13 protein-coding genes and 2 pseudogenes are annotated in these 15752 nt (G+C 54.0%); all 15 read left to right on the forward strand.

Going from position 1 to position 15752, the window contains the following annotated elements; translation table 11 throughout:
* Positions 1-476: 476 nt before the first annotated feature.
* Positions 477-2024 (forward strand): quinohemoprotein amine dehydrogenase subunit alpha, encoded by a 1548-nt coding sequence (gene peaA, locus GH769_RS10170; RefSeq protein ID WP_153649724.1) that lies wholly within the window; start codon positions 477-479, stop codon positions 2022-2024.
* Positions 2025-2031: 7 nt separating this feature from the next.
* On the forward strand, positions 2032-3465 hold the full coding sequence (gene peaB, locus GH769_RS10175; RefSeq protein WP_153649725.1) for a quinohemoprotein amine dehydrogenase maturation protein: 1434 nt from the start codon (positions 2032-2034) through the stop codon (positions 3463-3465).
* Entirely contained in the window at positions 3462-3788 is a 327-nt protein-coding gene (gene qhpC, locus GH769_RS10180; RefSeq protein WP_153649726.1) for a quinohemoprotein amine dehydrogenase subunit gamma, read from the forward strand. Before peaB ends, qhpC begins: the two co-directional genes overlap by 4 nt.
* Positions 3789-3793: 5 nt before the next feature.
* Positions 3794-4882, forward strand: a complete 1089-nt coding sequence (peaD, locus tag GH769_RS10185; RefSeq protein WP_153649727.1) for a quinohemoprotein amine dehydrogenase subunit beta — start codon at positions 3794-3796, stop codon at positions 4880-4882.
* Entirely contained in the window at positions 4882-5550 is a 669-nt protein-coding gene (locus GH769_RS10190) for a S8 family serine peptidase (protein ID WP_153649728.1), read from the forward strand. The genes peaD and GH769_RS10190 overlap by 1 nt, the downstream gene beginning before the upstream one ends.
* A 266-nt stretch (positions 5551-5816) precedes the next feature.
* Positions 5817-6926, forward strand: a pseudogene (locus GH769_RS29400) (HAMP domain-containing protein); the annotation flags it as partial.
* A 342-nt stretch (positions 6927-7268) separates the two neighbouring features.
* Positions 7269-7784: pseudogene (locus GH769_RS29405) on the forward strand (methyl-accepting chemotaxis protein); the annotation flags it as partial.
* Positions 7785-7955: 171 nt separating this feature from the next.
* Complete coding sequence (locus GH769_RS10200) at positions 7956-8912, forward strand: AraC family transcriptional regulator (RefSeq protein ID WP_153649972.1); 957 nt, start codon at positions 7956-7958, stop codon at positions 8910-8912.
* Positions 8913-9060: 148 nt separating this feature from the next.
* Entirely contained in the window at positions 9061-10419 is a 1359-nt protein-coding gene (benA, locus tag GH769_RS10205; protein ID WP_153649730.1) for a benzoate 1,2-dioxygenase large subunit, read from the forward strand.
* Entirely contained in the window at positions 10416-10901 is a 486-nt protein-coding gene (benB, locus tag GH769_RS10210) for a benzoate 1,2-dioxygenase small subunit (RefSeq protein ID WP_153649731.1), read from the forward strand. Before benA ends, benB begins: the two co-directional genes overlap by 4 nt.
* Before the next feature lie 65 nt (positions 10902-10966).
* On the forward strand, positions 10967-11980 hold the full coding sequence (gene benC, locus GH769_RS10215; protein ID WP_153649732.1) for a benzoate 1,2-dioxygenase electron transfer component BenC: 1014 nt from the start codon (positions 10967-10969) through the stop codon (positions 11978-11980).
* A gap of 32 nt (positions 11981-12012) precedes the next feature.
* Positions 12013-12774 carry a 1,6-dihydroxycyclohexa-2,4-diene-1-carboxylate dehydrogenase gene (locus tag GH769_RS10220; RefSeq protein ID WP_153649733.1) on the forward strand — a complete coding sequence of 254 codons (762 nt, stop codon included), beginning with the start codon at positions 12013-12015 and terminating at the stop codon, positions 12772-12774.
* Between the two features lie 83 nt (positions 12775-12857).
* Entirely contained in the window at positions 12858-14198 is a 1341-nt protein-coding gene (locus tag GH769_RS10225) for an MFS transporter (protein WP_153649734.1), read from the forward strand.
* Positions 14199-14262: 64 nt separating this feature from the next.
* Entirely contained in the window at positions 14263-15384 is a 1122-nt protein-coding gene (locus tag GH769_RS10230; protein ID WP_153649735.1) for a muconate cycloisomerase family protein, read from the forward strand.
* 26 nt (positions 15385-15410) lie between these two features.
* Positions 15411-15701, forward strand: a complete 291-nt coding sequence (gene catC, locus GH769_RS10235) for a muconolactone Delta-isomerase (RefSeq protein ID WP_153649736.1) — start codon at positions 15411-15413, stop codon at positions 15699-15701.
* Positions 15702-15752 lie beyond the last annotated feature (51 nt).

Below are 15752 nucleotides of genomic sequence, written 5' to 3' on the forward strand. Positions count from 1 at the left end.
TTGCAATCCAGCGAACGCGCGGCTAGGCATTAAATCCAGCTTCCAATCAGTTCGTTGGCTTCGATCCGCGTTACACAATATTCGTCTTATCTTTTTTGAAAAACACGCCAATCGCCATTCTCCGGTATCCGGACGGATCTTCCTGCATTCCCTTTCATGGTTTGGGGCCGTCTAACCCGCCAATTGAACATACGTTTTTCCACAGCTACTTAGGGCGTGTGTCGCGCCATGAGAGGTGTTGAACACAGTGTTCAGAAATAGATCACTTCCCACACTCGCTGTCATGACTTGGCCATATTTATCTATATAAATCAGTAGGTTATGCAATATGGCACGAAATATGTATTTGACTGACAAGACACCCTGATGCCACGCCGGGCATTGGTGTGCAATAAAACAAAAACTAAAGTCAACATTATAAAAAAATCGCCAGCATGGGCTTTGTCCCCTGTGAAGAGCCAAAGGAATTCTGATCGATGAAACCACTCCGTCGTCTTGCGTTCATCTCATGTAGTACGGTGTTGGCGCTCGCTATCGCCCCGTTTGCGGCAGCACAGACAGGGGAGCAGGTTCTAAATACCATGTGCGCCGCCTGTCATATTGCTGCCGACGGTAGTTTCGAGCGTATAGACGCTGTTCGTAAAACCCCGGAAGCCTGGGATATGACGGTCGTGCGGATGATGCGCAACCATCATGTTCCGCTGACCCAGGATGACCGCACTGCAGTCGTAAGATACCTAGCCCAGACGCGCGGGCTGAGCGTGAAGGAAACCGAGGGGCGTCGTTATGTCTTGGAAAAGGAGCCTGTAGCGACAGACGTGGCACCTAATCAGATGATGACTGAAACCTGCTCCAGATGTCACTCCTATGCGCGAGTCGCATTGCAGCGTCGAACGCCTGCGGACTGGGAGAAATTGCTCAACTTCCACCTGGGTCAATTCCCGACGTTGGAGCTTCAGGCGTTGGCGCGTGATCGGGATTGGTGGACATATGTGAATAGCCAAGTCTTGCCATTCCTGGCAAAAAATTACCCGCTTGGTCAGGCACCCAAGGCAGTCAATACCAAATTGGGCGAGAACTGGGTTGTGGCAGGTCATCAGCCTGGGCGCGGCGACTATTCCGGAACGTTGTCATTGAAGTCTGCGCAGGAGGGCTATGATGTTTCAATGACACTCGATAGCAAGGATGGCTCTGCGACATATCAAGGGCGTGGCGTGCTTTTGGGCGAGGGTGAGTGGCGAGCCACGTTAAGCGACGGAAAGCAGGAAATTCGTCAGGTTTTTGCTCTTAATTCAGATGGATCACTCACAGGTCGTTGGTTCGAGAAATCGAATGAAGTGATTGGTGCTCGCTTCAAAGCTTCGCCTACCAATGCCCCGTCTCGGATTCTCTCTGTCAGCCCGTCTTACCTCAGAACTGGGGTAGAGAGTGAGGTCACGTTTGTCGGAGTGGGGCTGTCGGGTCAGCCGGTTCTGCCAAAAGGAGTTGCCGCAACCGTTGTTTCTCAGAGTGATACCAAAGTCGTAATGAAGCTTTCATCAGAAAAAGCTCTGGGAGCTGTGAAGGTCGGCGTTGGTAAGGCAACTGCACCACTGGTGGTCTTTTCCAAGCTTGACGGTGTTCGCGTTGAGCCTGAACAAACTATCGCACGGGTTGGCGGTAACGGTGGCCCTATCGCAAAGGTTCCTGCGCAGTTTGAGGCAATCGGACTGCTCAAAGGAACCGATGGGAAGCTTGGAACCGATGACGACATCCGGGTGGGTGCGTTTGACGCTTCGTGGGCGGTGGATAACTGGGACGAAGGTGCCGCGCAGATGCAGGACGCCAAGTACGCTGGTTCCATCGAACAGAACGGCCGCTTCACGCCTGCGGATGCTGGCCTCAATCCTGAACGGCCAATGTCCACTAATAACCTTGGAAATCTCAAGGTAATTGCCACCGTTGATGATAACGGCAAATCTCTCCCGGGCGAGGCGCATCTCTATGTCACCGTCCAACGTTTCGTCGACACTCCTATTCGTTGAGGCTCCCATGACAGCGCTTACCCTTATTCGGCATAACGCGCATCAGATAGATGTGGATGGTCATGCCATGATGATGCATGTCCCCAGCAGCAGCCTTTTCGAGCTTGATGGGGTTGGTCGCGATGTATACGACCTCTTTAGTCGCTTCGATTGCGTCGACAGCGAGGTCATGCGCACCGAGCTTGGCGCCCGGCATTCCTCGGACAGTCTGGCAGAGTGTATTAGCAGCTTTATCGACCTGGATATCTTGCGTGAGCCAGGTGTTGTTGAAGCACCTCGCGTTATAGCTAAGGTTGATGAAATACCGCTTTCAACAATTGTTCTTAACGTAAATACCGGCTGCAACCTTTCCTGTACTTACTGCTACAAGGAAGACCTCACGACCCCCTCGAAAGGCGTCAAGATGAGCTTTGAAACCGCCAAGGCTTCGTTCGAGTTGTTACTCAAACAGGCTAAAAATCGGGATCAGGTGAATCTGGTGTTTTTTGGTGGTGAGCCGCTTTCCAACTATGCCCTCATCCGTGAAATGGTTCCTTACGCCGAAGCCCGTGCGGCGCAAGAGGGCAAGAAAATCGATTTTTCATTGACCACCAACGGCACGCTGCTAACAGAACCAATGGTTGATTGGCTCAACGAGCATCGCTTTGGCCTGACGGTATCGATGGACGGACCGAAAGCGATGCATGATGCCAACCGCATTACGGTAGGGGGCAACGGAACCTATGACGTGGTGGCGCGTAAGGTGCGGATGTTGCTTTCCCGCTATACCGCGCGCGCTGTCGGCGTCAGGGTGACACTTACCCGCGGAGTGACAGACGTCCTGGGTATCCATAATCACTTAAAAAATGATCTGGGTTTTGCTGAAGTTGGGTTTGGCCCAGCGACTTCGGGTCCTATTGCATCTTTCAATCTGGATAACGATGCGTTGAAGCAGGTTTTCAACGACATGAAGACCCTGGGGCGGCGGTATGTCGAGGCGGCTTGCCGTGGCGAAAATATCGGCTTTTCAAACATGCACCAATTGCTGACGGACATCGCTCAGGGCACTAAAAAAGTAGTGCCCTGTGGTGCCGGTTTGGGATTGCTGGCTGTCGATAAGGATGGCGACCTGCATCTATGTCATCGTTTCGTTGGGTCTGATCAACCGACCTATGGCAACGTCGATCGCGGTATCGATGTGCCTAAATTAGCGGCGTTTATTGAAGGCGCCCAAGACCGCAACAGTTTCGGTTGTAAAACGTGCCGAATTCGCTCTATTTGTGCGGGCGGGTGTTATCACGAGTCTTATGCGAAACAAGGTGATCCGTTTGCTCCTGTTTATCATTACTGTGACTTGCTGCGCGATTGGGTAGATTTCGGAATCGAATCTTACGTGCGAATTATGAAAAGTAATCCTAGCTTTTTCCGTAATCATATCGAACCACGGAGCGCCAAAGTATGAAACATTTGACTCCAGCCAATGCAAAGGCCAAGGCCTTTGTTGAAGCTCACGCCGAAGGTCGTGAAGAAGAAGTTGTAGCGATGAACTCCTTGGTAGGGTGTTCGACTTCTTTTGATCCGGGATGGGAAATCGATGGGTTTGGTGGCGTTTCCAACCTGTGCCAGCCCATGGAAGCAGATTTGTACGCATGTTCCGATCCTTGCTGGTGGCCTGCACAAGTTCCAGACACGATGTCTACTTATCCGACTTGGGGCAAGGACACTGCGGATCCAACTCAAGATTGGCGCAACCTGAATTCTGTATTCCCCGAATCTAAGGGCTAATAATAATGATAAAGTCAACCTGCTTCGCCGTATTGTCGGTAATCGGTGCAATGAGCGGCGTAACGCCTGCCGTGGCTAAAGATTTTTTGTCTGTTGTTGCGCACCCTGACAAAGTTTTCATTGTGGATATGGACAATCGCAAGATCCTGAAAGATTTTGTGGTTGAAAACAGTGGCGCTACACCAATTGTTTCTGCGGTAAGCCCTGACGCCAAATATGTGTACGTCCTGGCTAACGGAAGCCAAAGTGTCGTGAAAATGGACATGGAGACGGGGAAAAACCTGCTCCGATTGGATATGAGCAAAGCTGACGAACGTGTATGGGCAACGTGGGGCATGAATCTTTCGCCTGACGGCAAGACCCTCGCGGTGTATCAGAACCCCGTGAAGCACCTGCGCAACGAATTCAAAGTTCAGCCCACCCGCATTGCGTTATACGATGCGGATACCTTGACGTTGAAATTTACAGCGCCTGCCCCCCGCCAAGTGACGATGTTGATGTACTCGACTGACGGGAAAAAGATTTATGCATTGGGCAAGGATATGTATGTCTTCGATGCTGAATCGGGAAAGCAATTGGCGGAAATGCCTATTCAGAAATGGTCGCAAAAGGATCATTTTCCCCCAGATATGCTGAATGTCTGGTATCAGTATGACAACTCTCAGCTCATGGTCGCACCGTATTACGTCAAATTGCGTAATAAGGATCCTGCGAACCCTGAAACGTTCCAAACTGGGCTGCTTACTCTGGATCTGAAAAAGGGTAAGTTGCACATGAATAACATTGAACCAACGCAGACTCTATATTTTTCAATGGCTGCTAGCCCAGATCAAAAACGCGCCTATGCCGTTTATAACGTGCTGCAGTCATTTGACTTAAAGAATAGTGGGAAGCCTCTCAAGCAAGTAAGCCTGCCCCACACGTTTTACTCCGTTGCCGTCAGTTCCGATAACAAATATGTCTGGATTGGTGGTGCTGGTGGCGATCTGCTTATTTATGATGGTACAACCTTGGAAAAGGTAGGGGAGTTGAAGCTGCCAGGTAACGCAAACATGTCAAACAACTCAGCCTTGCGGTTGTTCACGGTCCAGTAATGACCGTCCGTATTGGCGTGATTGACAGCGGGGGACCTTTGATGGAAATCGAAGGTTCTCTGGCTTTTCTTTCAGATGGGCGGATTGAGGCGTGCGTACCGGATCGCCTGGGGCATGGAACGGTAGTTGCGAAAGTGATTCGCAATAGCTGCCCTGAGGTAGTCATTACCCACGCGCAAGTCTTCCATGAGCGGCCGGTAACAACCGCCGCTCAGGTTGCCATGGCGCTCAACTGGTTCGTCTCGCAACCCTCTTCTCATCGAGTGGACATTGTTTGCATGAGCCTGGGACTTGCTGCTGATCGTGCGCCTTTGCGCGAGGCTGTCTACAACGCCGGTGCTGAGAAAATGCTGGTTGTTGCGGCCCGCCCTGCCCGGGGTGGCGCTTGTTATCCGGCGGGTTACGAGAGTGTGATCGGTGGCACCGGAGATGCTCGTTGTAAGTGGGAGCAACTCTCGCGCTTAGGACCTCGTTTGTTTGGCGCCTGGAGTAACTCACCTGAACAGGCCGGGGAGGGCATGGCAGGAGCCAGCCTGGGCGCCGCGCGGGTGGCGGGGCATTTAGCCAGCATTCTCTTGCGGGAGGGGCGTGTTCTGGAGTTCGAGGAAGCTCTTTCCCTGTTGGGCGAGTGTTGCGATTACTTTGGATCTGAAAGAAGAATTGGCTGAAGAGATTTTTTCGCGCAGAAACATCAATCAGGGCTTAGTCACATTGTGTGATTGATTTAGCTCCATTAAAAAATCCCGGGTACGGGGAGGTATCTATGCGTTTCGCGCGTGTCTCCATTAAGTGGAAAATCACTTTATTGGCGGGATTCTGTCTGCTGTGTACCGTTGTACTGCTGGTGGGTACGTCCCTGTATCGCATGGATACCAGTCTCGCACTGGTCAAATCAGCCAATTCACAGATGCTTGAGGCGGCTGCCCGTGCGCGCATGGAGGCTCGTGGAGAACAGCAAGCTGAGACCACTCAGCGATTTTTTTCGGATATCTATAATTACGGCAATCAGTTCACTCGACAAGTCCAACAACTTCGAGAGCAAGCAACCAAGCATGGAGCCGATCCCCGGGAGCTACGCAAGGATCTAAATCAACTGGTGCACGACGGCCTTAAAGCCAATCCTTCGCTATTGAGTTTGTATGTGGTATTTGCGCCTGATGCACTGGACGGCCAGGATGCGCGCTTTACGGATGAATCTACCGCCGGCAGTAATGAAAAAGGTCGATTTGCTTCCTACTGGAGTCAAAAGGATTCGACAGACAGTTACATGGCCGTGCCTGAGAAAATCATCGCGGACACCACGCCTATGTTGGATGGTACACCGTTCAACACCTGGTATAGCTGCCCAGAGCAAACCCTCAGGCCATGCGTGCTCAATCCTTATTTTGACGACACGTCTGGCCAGCCTTTACTGATGACGACTCTTGCTTTTCCATTGATCGAAAAAGGCAAAGTCGTAGCGATCATTGGCGCGGATATCAGCTTGAGCCGTTTGCAGCAGCTGAGTTTGGATGGCAGCCAGCAGCTCTATGAGGGTAGGGGGACGCTGCGAATAGTTAGTTCCGCCGGTTTGGTCGCGGGCGATAGCCATAATCCGGATTCGCTCGGTCGTACATTGGAAAGCGTCCAGGAAGATGGGGCTAACCTACTGCCGATGTTGAGCTCAGGTAAGTCTCAGTCCGTGGATACGCTCACGAGCCTGCGCATTTTGGAGCCGCTGAAGGTGACTCCTGAAGGGAAACCTTGGGGATTGGTTATAGAGGTTCCGCGAGCAATCTTGCTGGAACCGGCGCTTGCGCTGCATCAGGAACTGGATGAGCGAAGCCTGTCCGGTGCGCTATGGGAAACAGGGCTTGCCGGCGGCGTGGCACTGTTAGGTCTGGTTGTGCTGTGGTTGACCGCTCGCGGCGTCAGTAAGCCGATTCTAAGTGTCGCCAGCATGCTTCGCGACATCGCGAGCGGTGAGGGTGATCTCACCAAACGTTTGGACTATCAAGGTAGCGATGAACTGGGCCAGTTAGCAGGTTGGTTTAATCGCTTCCTGGACAAACTCCACCCGATAATCCGAGACGTTAAGGCGTCGGTGCACGACGCCCGCACAACCGCAGATCAGTCAGCGACACTGTCCGAGCAAACCAGTACAGGGATGGAGCACCAGTTCAGGGAAATCGAACAGGTGGCCACAGCGTCGCAGGAAATGAGTGCAACGGCCCATGATGTGGCCAATAGCGCGGCCCAGGCTGCGCAAGCGGCTCGTGGTGCGGAGCAGGCGACATCGGAAGGCCTGGCGGTGATACAGCAAACCACGCATCTGATCGATGGCTTGGCCAAAGACATGAGTCTTGCGGTAAGAGAGGTCGAAGGCTTGGCAGCCAGCAGCGGCAAGATTGGTTCTGTGCTGGATGTCATACGAGCGATCGCCGAGCAAACCAATCTCTTGGCACTGAATGCGGCCATTGAGGCTGCGCGGGCGGGTGATGCTGGTCGTGGATTCGCGGTTGTGGCCGACGAAGTGAGGGGATTGGCAAAACGAACCCAGGATTCCGTCGAAGAGGTTCGCCTGGTGATCGAGACGTTGCAGCGCGGTACGAGTGAAGTAGTAAGCGCGATGAACAATAGTCACCAACAGGCCCAGGGGAGTGCGGGGCAGGTCGTGCAAGCTGTGACGGCACTGCAGCGTATAAGCGGCGCGGTTTCGATTATCAATGATATGAACCTACAGATTGCCAGCGCGGCCGAGGAGCAGAGTGCTGTTGCGGAGGAGGTGAATCGAAATGTGGCATCTATTCGTGATGTCACCGAGTCCCTGTCCGATCAGTCAAAGAAATCCGCGCAGATCAGTCAGTCCTTGAATCATCTGGCCAATCATCAACAACAGTTGATGGCGCAGTTCAAAGTCTGATGATTAAGTGGGTGTACACTCAGATTGCGGCATGCTTGATCGTCAGTCCAAAGGGGGCGTGTCATTGCCGACGCGCCGTTAAGCCTGGAGGCATTCGCACCACGCCAGGCGCAGGTTTCTCTTCGGGTGAGCGTAATGACTCTATTATTTGCAAGTTCGAGTGCCAATCCGATGGATAGCCATCTGCTCAGTGAGCGCAGTAGCATTTTTCGGGATGCGGATCCTTACGCTGTTTCCGACTATGTGAATTTGCATGTTGGAACCCATCGCATCGGCCTTTCTCGAACCGCCCACCCTCAGGCCAGCCTGAACCATCGAAAGTTCGCAGATCTGGACCTGTGCCGCATCAGCTATGGCGGAAGCGTGCGTGTTACATCACCGGCACTGGAGAACGTTTACCACCTTCAGGTGTTGCTTAGCGGCAACTGTCTGTGGCGAGGCCATAAGCGCGAGCACTACCTTCTCCCGGGCGAGCTGCTGCTGATCAACCCAGACGATCCTGTCGATCTGACATACTCGCAGGATTGCGAAAAATTCATTCTTAAATTGCCTGTGCATTTGCTTGAGTCGATATGTGATGAGCTGCGGTGGGTTCGGCCTGCGACAGGCATACGTTTTTTGCGTAATCATTACCAGATGGACGAGTTGGAAGGGTTCCTTGGCCTGCTGGCAATGATTTGCCAGGAGTCCGAGGCCAGTACGCCGATCCTGCGGGTGCAAGAGCATTACGCCCAGATAATCGGCAGTAAGTTGCTGTCGCTCATGACGACCAACGTCAGCCGCGAAAGCGCCGGATCACAATCGGCCAGCTTCGATCGCATTCTCGATTACATAGACCGGAATCTGAAACAGGACTTGAACGCTGAGCACCTGGCACAACAGGTCAGCGTGAGCACAAGGTCCTTATACGTACTGTTCGAGCGCCAATTGGGTATCACACCTTTACAGTACATTCGCCAGCGCAAATTGGAGCGCATTCAAGCTTGCCTGAGCGACCCGGATTGTCCGGTCCGCAGCCTTACTGAGGTGGCGCTGGACTATGGTTTTCTGCACCTTGGCCGCTTCTCTGAGCTTTACCGTTCGCAGTTCGGCGAGCTTCCTTCGCAAACCCTCAAGTCGCGTGTCTAAATGCGCCATCCTGGCGCGTCGATGCCGCTAATCCATTCGGCGTGATGGCTGCGCAAAATGGATAGCGATCTGCAGGAATCGGATATTTCCTCCTGAGTTGTCTGCCTAATCTGGTCGGGCCTGAACAATAACAATGGAGGCCCTGGCCATGTTCCTGGGAAACGACTACCTGAATGCCCTGCTTGAGGAAGACAAGGAGAAGGGCATCTACCGCTGCAAGCGGGAGATGTTCACTGATCCACGTCTGTTCGAACTGGAGATGACGCACATCTTCGAAGGCAACTGGATTTACCTTGCCCACGAAAGCCAGCTTCCCAACAACAACGACTTCCTGACCACCACCATAGGGCGCCAGCCGATTTTCATCGCGCGCAACAAGGACGGTGTACTCAACGCTTTTCTCAACGCCTGCAGCCACCGCGGCGCCATGCTCTGCCGACACAAGTCCGGCAGTCGTTCCAGCTACACCTGCCCATTTCACGGTTGGACGTTCAATAACAGCGGCAAGCTGCTCAAGGTCAAGGACCCAAGCGACGCTGGCTACCCCGAAAGCTTCAATTGTGAAGGTTCCCATGACCTCACAAAAGTTGCTCGTTTCGAGTCCTATCGTGGCTTTCTGTTTGGCAGCCTGAACCCTAACGTAAAGCCACTGGCTGAGCATTTGGGCGAGTCATCCAAAATCATCGACATGATCGTGGATCAATCGCCGGAAGGGTTGGAGGTCCTGCGTGGCTCCAGTTCCTATATCTATGAAGGCAACTGGAAACTGACGGCCGAAAACGGCGCTGACGGCTACCATGTGAGCTCTGTTCACTGGAACTACGCAGCGACCCAGAACCAGCGCAAGCAACGCGAATCGGGCGAAGAAATCAAAACCATGAGCGCCGGTAGCTGGGCAAAAAATGGGGGTGGTTTCTACTCCTTCGACCACGGCCATTTGTTGCTATGGACTCGTTGGGCCAACCCGGAGGATCGACCTGCCTACGAGCGTCGTGATGAGCTGGCACGTGACTTTGGACAGGCTCGCGCCAATTGGATGATCGAAAACTCCCGCAACCTCTGCTTGTACCCGAACGTGTATCTGATGGATCAGTTCAGCTCGCAGATTCGCATCGCTCGGCCCATCTCGGTCGATAAGACTGAAATCACCATTTACTGCATCGCCCCCAAAGGCGAGAGCGCCGAGGCGCGCGCCAAGCGCATTCGTCAATACGAAGACTTCTTCAACGTCAGCGGCATGGCCACGCCGGACGATCTGGAAGAATTCCGCTCCTGCCAGACCGGTTATGGCGCTGGGCGCGGATGGAATGACATGTCCCGTGGTGCAGGCCACTGGGTAGAGGGCGCAGATGCCGCAGCGCAGGAAATCGATCTCAAGCCGCTGCTCTCTGGCAAGCGCACCGAAGACGAGGGTCTATTTGTCCTGCAACACAAATATTGGCAAGAGACCATGCTCAACGCCGTCTCCGACGAGCAGGAACTGATTCCAGTGGAGGCCGTGCAATGAGTACTTATGACGTTGTGCGTGATTTTCTCTATCGCGAAGCTCGCTACCTGGACGATGCTCAATGGGACCAATGGCTGGAGCTGTACGCCGTTGATGCCACCTTCTGGATGCCAGCATGGGACGACAACGACACGCTGACCGAAGATCCGCAAAGCGAAATATCGCTGATCTGGTACGGCAATCGTGGCGGCCTGGAAGACCGTGTCTTCCGCATCAAGACCGAGCGCTCGAGTGCGACCATTCCGGACACGCGTACCTCTCACAACCTGAGCAATATTGAAATTGTCGAGCAGACCGAAGGGCAGTGCCTGGTGCGCTTTAACTGGCACACCCTGAGCTTTCGCTACCAGGTAACGGACAGCTATTTCGGCACCAGTTTCTACACCCTTGACCTGCGGGGCGATCAGCCGCTCATCAAGGCGAAGAAAGTCGTGCTGAAAAACGATTACGTCCGCCAGGTCATCGACATCTATCACATCTGATCAGGCTGCTGCGAGCGCTGTCGACGCATTCAAATGTCGGCTCGACGCTGTGAGTGAGGTACAACATGAGTTTCCAGATCGCATTGAATTTTGAAGACGGGATCACCCGCTTCATTGAGGCCGAGGGGCACGAAACCGTCGCTGATGCGGCTTATCGTCAAGGCATCAACATCCCGCTGGACTGCCGTGACGGTGCCTGCGGGACCTGCAAATGTTTCGCCGAGGCCGGGCGCTACGACATGGGTGACAACTTCATCGAAGACGCCCTAAGCGAAGACGAACTCGCCCAAGGGTACGTGCTGACTTGCCAGATGCGTGCTGAGAGCGATTGCGTCGTGCGGGTGCCCGCAGGTTCGCAAGTCTGTAAGACCGAACAGGCGAGTTTCCAGGCATCGATCAGTGATGTGCGGCAACTGTCTGAAAGTACCATCGCGCTATCGATCAAGGGAGATTGCCTGAACAAACTGGCGTTCCTGCCGGGCCAATACGTCAACTTGCAAGTACCCGGTAGCGAGCAGACTCGTGCCTATTCCTTCAGCTCGTTGCAGAAGGACGGTGAGGTCAGTTTCTTGATCCGTAACGTACCGGGCGGCCTGATGAGCAGTTTCCTGACTGGCCTGGCCAAGGCCGGCGACAGCATGAATCTGGCTGGTCCCTTGGGCAGTTTTTACCTGCGGGAAATCAAACGGCCATTGCTGCTGCTGGCCGGCGGTACCGGGTTGGCGCCATTCACAGCGATGCTGGAAAAAATCGCAGAGCAGGGCAGTGAGCACCCGGTGCACCTGATCTATGGCGTTACTAATGATTTCGACCTGGTCGAGCTGGATCGGTTGGAGGCTTTCGCTGCGCGTATACCCAACTTCAGTTTTCGCGCCTGTGTGGCCAATCCGCAAAGTACACATCCGTTCAAGGGCTATGTCACGCAACACATCGAGCCACGTCATCTCAACGGGGGCGAAGTAGACGTTTATCTGTGCGGCCCGCCACCTATGGTCGAAGCGGTAAACCACTACATCCGCGAGCAAGGGATTAACCCTGCCAATTTCTATTTTGAGAAGTTCGCGCCTGCCGCGGCCTGAATCGTTACGGAGACACTCCGTCCGAGGTTGTCATGAAAAACAGATTCGAAAATAAGGTCGCGCTAGTGACTGGCGCGGCTCAAGGAATCGGTCGACGCGTTTGCGAGCAACTGCTGGCCGAGGGTGCGCGTGTTGTCGCTGTTGACCGATCGGAGCTGGTACATGAGCTCAAACAAGACGATGTACTAACCCTGGTCGCTGATCTGGAGATGCACACGGAATGCATGTTGGTGATGGCTGCCGCCGTGGAGGCATTTGGCAGTTTGCATATATTGATCAACAACGTGGGCGGGACAATTTGGACCAAACCGTTTGAGCATTATCAGGCCACGCAAATTGAGTCGGAAGTGCGTCGCTCGTTGTTCCCAACCCTTTGGTGCTGTCACGCGGCGTTGCCTTACATGCTTAAACAAGGTAACGGCGCGATTGTTAACGTCTCGTCAATTGCTACACGGGGAGTCAACCGTGTTCCTTATGGCGCAGCCAAAGGCGGGGTTAACGCCTTGACCGCTTGCTTGGCTTTCGAGAATGCCGAACGTGGGATCCGGGTCAATGCGATCGCGACCGGGGGCACCGAGGCGCCACCGCGACGTATTCCACGTAATACCGCGCAGCCAACCGAAGAAGAGAAGGTTTGGTATCAGGAAATCGTCGATCAGACGATTCAAAGCAGCTTGATGAAGCGCTACGGGACGATCGATGAACAAGTCGCGGCGATCCTGTTCCTTGCCTCGGATGACGCTTCTTATATCACCGGCGTGACGCTGCCAGTCAGTGGCGGCGACCTCGGCTGACTCGGCAAATCTGTCGCAAGTCAGACGCGACAGATTTGCTCAGCGATGCAGTTCCCAAAAATAAAAACAAGAGTAACGACGCCATGCGAATAATCGACGTTAATCAGTTCATCGACAACGCACGCTTTAGCCGATTCCATTGGGGAGTTGTAACGCTTTGCGCGCTGCTCTTGATATTCGACGGATACGACCTGTTCATCTTCGGCGTTGTGCTACCGGCCATTATGCGCGAGTGGCAACTCACCCCGCTCCAGGCCGGCGCACTAGGCAGTTATGCACTGTTCGGCATGATGTTCGGAGCGCTGGTGTTTGGGTCGCTGGCTGACAGGATTGGAAGAAAGAAAAGCATCGCAATCTGCTTCACGTTGTTTTCCTCGGCAACCATCATCAATGGTTTTGCCAGCAATCCGACGGAGTTTGGTATTTGCCGATTTCTAGCCGGATTGGGGTGCGGTGGGCTAATGCCTAACGCGGTTGCATTGATGAGTGAATTCGCCCCGAGACGTCTACGCAGCACTTTAGTTGCCGTCATGTTCAGTGGCTACTCGCTGGGAGGCGTGCTTGCCGCAAGCGTGGGGATTTATATGCTTCCGCTTTTCGGTTGGCAATCCATGTTCTTCGCCGCAGCCGTGCCCCTGTTGCTGCTGCCCATAATCTTGTGGTTTTTACCCGAGTCGATTGGTTTTTTAATTCGGGTCGGGAAGGAAGGGCAGGCGCGGCGCCTTCTGGGCAAAGTCGATCCTGCTTTGGCTCCAAGCGATTCCGATACGTTGAGCCAGGCGGACAGCAAGGGCCGCGGAGTGATTTTGCTGGCGTTGTTTCGTGAGGGGCGCGCGTCCCGCACCCTGTGCTTGTGGGTTGCGTTCTTCTGCTGCTTGCTCATGGTGTATGCACTCAGTTCCTGGCTGCCGAAGTTGATGGCAAACGCAGGTTACAGCTTAGGCTCAAGCCTGACCTTTCTATTGGCACTGAATTTCGGTGGCATGGCTGGAGCAATCTTTGGTGGCTGGCTCGGGGACCGCTATAACCTTGGAAAAGTCACGGTGGTGTTTTTCTTGGCCGCTGCCGTTTCCATCAGTCTTCTAGGGTTCAAAAGTACGCCGGCGCTGTTGTATTTGCTAATCAGTGTGGCCGGTGCGACCACCATTGGTACTCAAATTCTCCTGTATGCCGCAACCGCCCAGTTCTACGGCATGTCGATTCGTTCCACCGGCCTTGGATGGGCATCCGGTATTGGTCGCAATGGCGCGATTCTGGGGCCCCTGCTAGGTGGAGCACTGTTGGGCGCTGGTCTCCCCCTGCCGTTGAACTTCGTCGCGTTCGCCGTTCCAGGTGTCGTTGCGGCGATAGCCATGGCGCTGTTCACTCTGGTTGGCAAAAGAAGCATGGCCAATTCGAATGTTTTGATGACCGCCAAACCGTAACCATTCTTGCCTTGTTCCTTGAGCGGAACCAGGTGTCTCTAAGTTCACGTATCGGAAGATTGTCATGAGCCAAGTCCTGATCCACAGCCTATCGGCGATCATCGTCGACCTGCCGACTATTCGTCCGCACAAGCTCGCCATGCACACTATGCAAAAGCAGACTTTGGTCATTCTGCGGCTTCAATGCAGCGACGGCATTGAAGGTATCGGAGAAGCCACTACCATCGGCGGTTTGTCCTACGGTTATGAAAGCCCGGAGAGCATCAAGGCCAATGTCGACGCCCACTTGGCGCCCGCGCTGGTAGGCATGGCTGCGGACAATATCAATGCGGCGATGCAAAAACTCGACAAGATCGCCAAAGGCAATACCTTTGCCAAGTCCGGTATCGAAAGCGCGTTACTCGATGCCCAGGGCAAACGAGTTGGGATGGCCGTCAGCGAGCTGCTTGGCGGTCGGGTACGCGACAGCCTGGAAGTGGCCTGGACGCTTGCCAGCGGCGATACGGCTCGGGACATTGCCGAGGCCGAGCAGATGTTGGAGTTGCGCCGTCATCGCATCTTTAAATTGAAGATCGGCGCCAATCCTCTAGAGCAGGATCTCAAACATGTCGTTGCGATCAAAAAGGCGTTGGGTGATCGTGCCAGTGTAAGGGTCGACGTCAACCAGTATTGGGATGAGTCCCAGGCGATACGTGGCTGCCAAGTGCTAGGCGAGAACGGAATCGACCTGATCGAGCAGCCCATATCGCGGGTTAATCGATCAGGCCAGGTTCGGCTGAACCAGCGAAGCCCAGCACCCATCATGGCTGATGAGTCCATTGAAAGCATCGAAGACGCCTTCAGCCTGGCTGCGGATGGTGCAGCCAGCGTCTTCGCACTGAAAATTGCAAAAAATGGTGGCCCTCGCGCTGTGCTGCGTACGGCACAGATTGCCGAAGCCGCTGGCATCGCCCTGTACGGGGGAACAATGCTGGAAGGTGCCATCGGCACTTTAGCTTCAGCTCATGCATTCCTCACGCTTAAACACCTGACCTGGGACACCGAGCTGTTTGGTCCGCTCTTGTTGACCGAAGACATCGTGGTCGTGCGACCGCAGTACCGTGATTTCCACCTTCTTGTTCCATCCACGCCAGGTCTGGGATTGGTATTGGATGAAGATCGCCTGGCTCATTTTAGCCGTTCCTGAATCCGCAACACTGTAAGGAGAGAACCATGCTATTCCACGTCAAGATGACTGTGATCCTTCCACTCGATATGGATGCGAGCAAGGCCGCGCAGCTTAAAGCCGATGAAAAAGAACTGGCCCAGCGTCTGCAGCGCGAGGGTACTTGGCGCCACCTTTGGCGCATAGCTGGCCACTACGCGAATTACAGCGTGTTCGATGTACCTAGCGTCGAGGCGCTGCATGACACCCTGATGCAGCTGCCTCTCTTCCCATACATGAGCATCGAGGTCGACGGACTGTGTCGCCATCCTTCGTCCATCCATGCGGACGACCGTTGAAACATCCCCAACAGCTATTCGATCACTCTAAAAAAACAAGATGAGGTGAAC

Source organism: Pseudomonas sp. CFSAN084952, assembly GCF_009648855.1.
In the GTDB taxonomy this organism is placed as follows: domain Bacteria; phylum Pseudomonadota; class Gammaproteobacteria; order Pseudomonadales; family Pseudomonadaceae; genus Aquipseudomonas; species Aquipseudomonas paracarnis.

Bases quoted from the DNA above. Each gene is read 5' to 3' on its own strand.
- benB (WP_153649731.1), top strand. From the start codon at position 10,416: ATGAGTACTTATGACGTTGTGCGTGATTTTCTCTATCGCGAAGCTCGC.
- peaD (WP_153649727.1), top strand. From the start codon at position 3,794: ATGATAAAGTCAACCTGCTTCGCCGTATTGTCGGTAATCGGTGCAATG.
- benA (WP_153649730.1), top strand. From the start codon at position 9,061: ATGTTCCTGGGAAACGACTACCTGAATGCCCTGCTTGAGGAAGACAAG.
- peaB (WP_153649725.1), top strand. From the start codon at position 2,032: ATGACAGCGCTTACCCTTATTCGGCATAACGCGCATCAGATAGATGTG.
- GH769_RS10200 (WP_153649972.1), top strand. From the start codon at position 7,956: ATGGATAGCCATCTGCTCAGTGAGCGCAGTAGCATTTTTCGGGATGCG.
- benC (WP_153649732.1), top strand. From the start codon at position 10,967: ATGAGTTTCCAGATCGCATTGAATTTTGAAGACGGGATCACCCGCTTC.
- GH769_RS10220 (WP_153649733.1), top strand. From the start codon at position 12,013: ATGAAAAACAGATTCGAAAATAAGGTCGCGCTAGTGACTGGCGCGGCT.
- peaA (WP_153649724.1), top strand. From the start codon at position 477: ATGAAACCACTCCGTCGTCTTGCGTTCATCTCATGTAGTACGGTGTTG.
- catC (WP_153649736.1), top strand. From the start codon at position 15,411: ATGCTATTCCACGTCAAGATGACTGTGATCCTTCCACTCGATATGGAT.
- qhpC (WP_153649726.1), top strand. From the start codon at position 3,462: ATGAAACATTTGACTCCAGCCAATGCAAAGGCCAAGGCCTTTGTTGAA.
- GH769_RS10225 (WP_153649734.1), top strand. From the start codon at position 12,858: ATGCGAATAATCGACGTTAATCAGTTCATCGACAACGCACGCTTTAGC.
- GH769_RS10190 (WP_153649728.1), top strand. From the start codon at position 4,882: ATGACCGTCCGTATTGGCGTGATTGACAGCGGGGGACCTTTGATGGAA.
- GH769_RS10230 (WP_153649735.1), top strand. From the start codon at position 14,263: ATGAGCCAAGTCCTGATCCACAGCCTATCGGCGATCATCGTCGACCTG.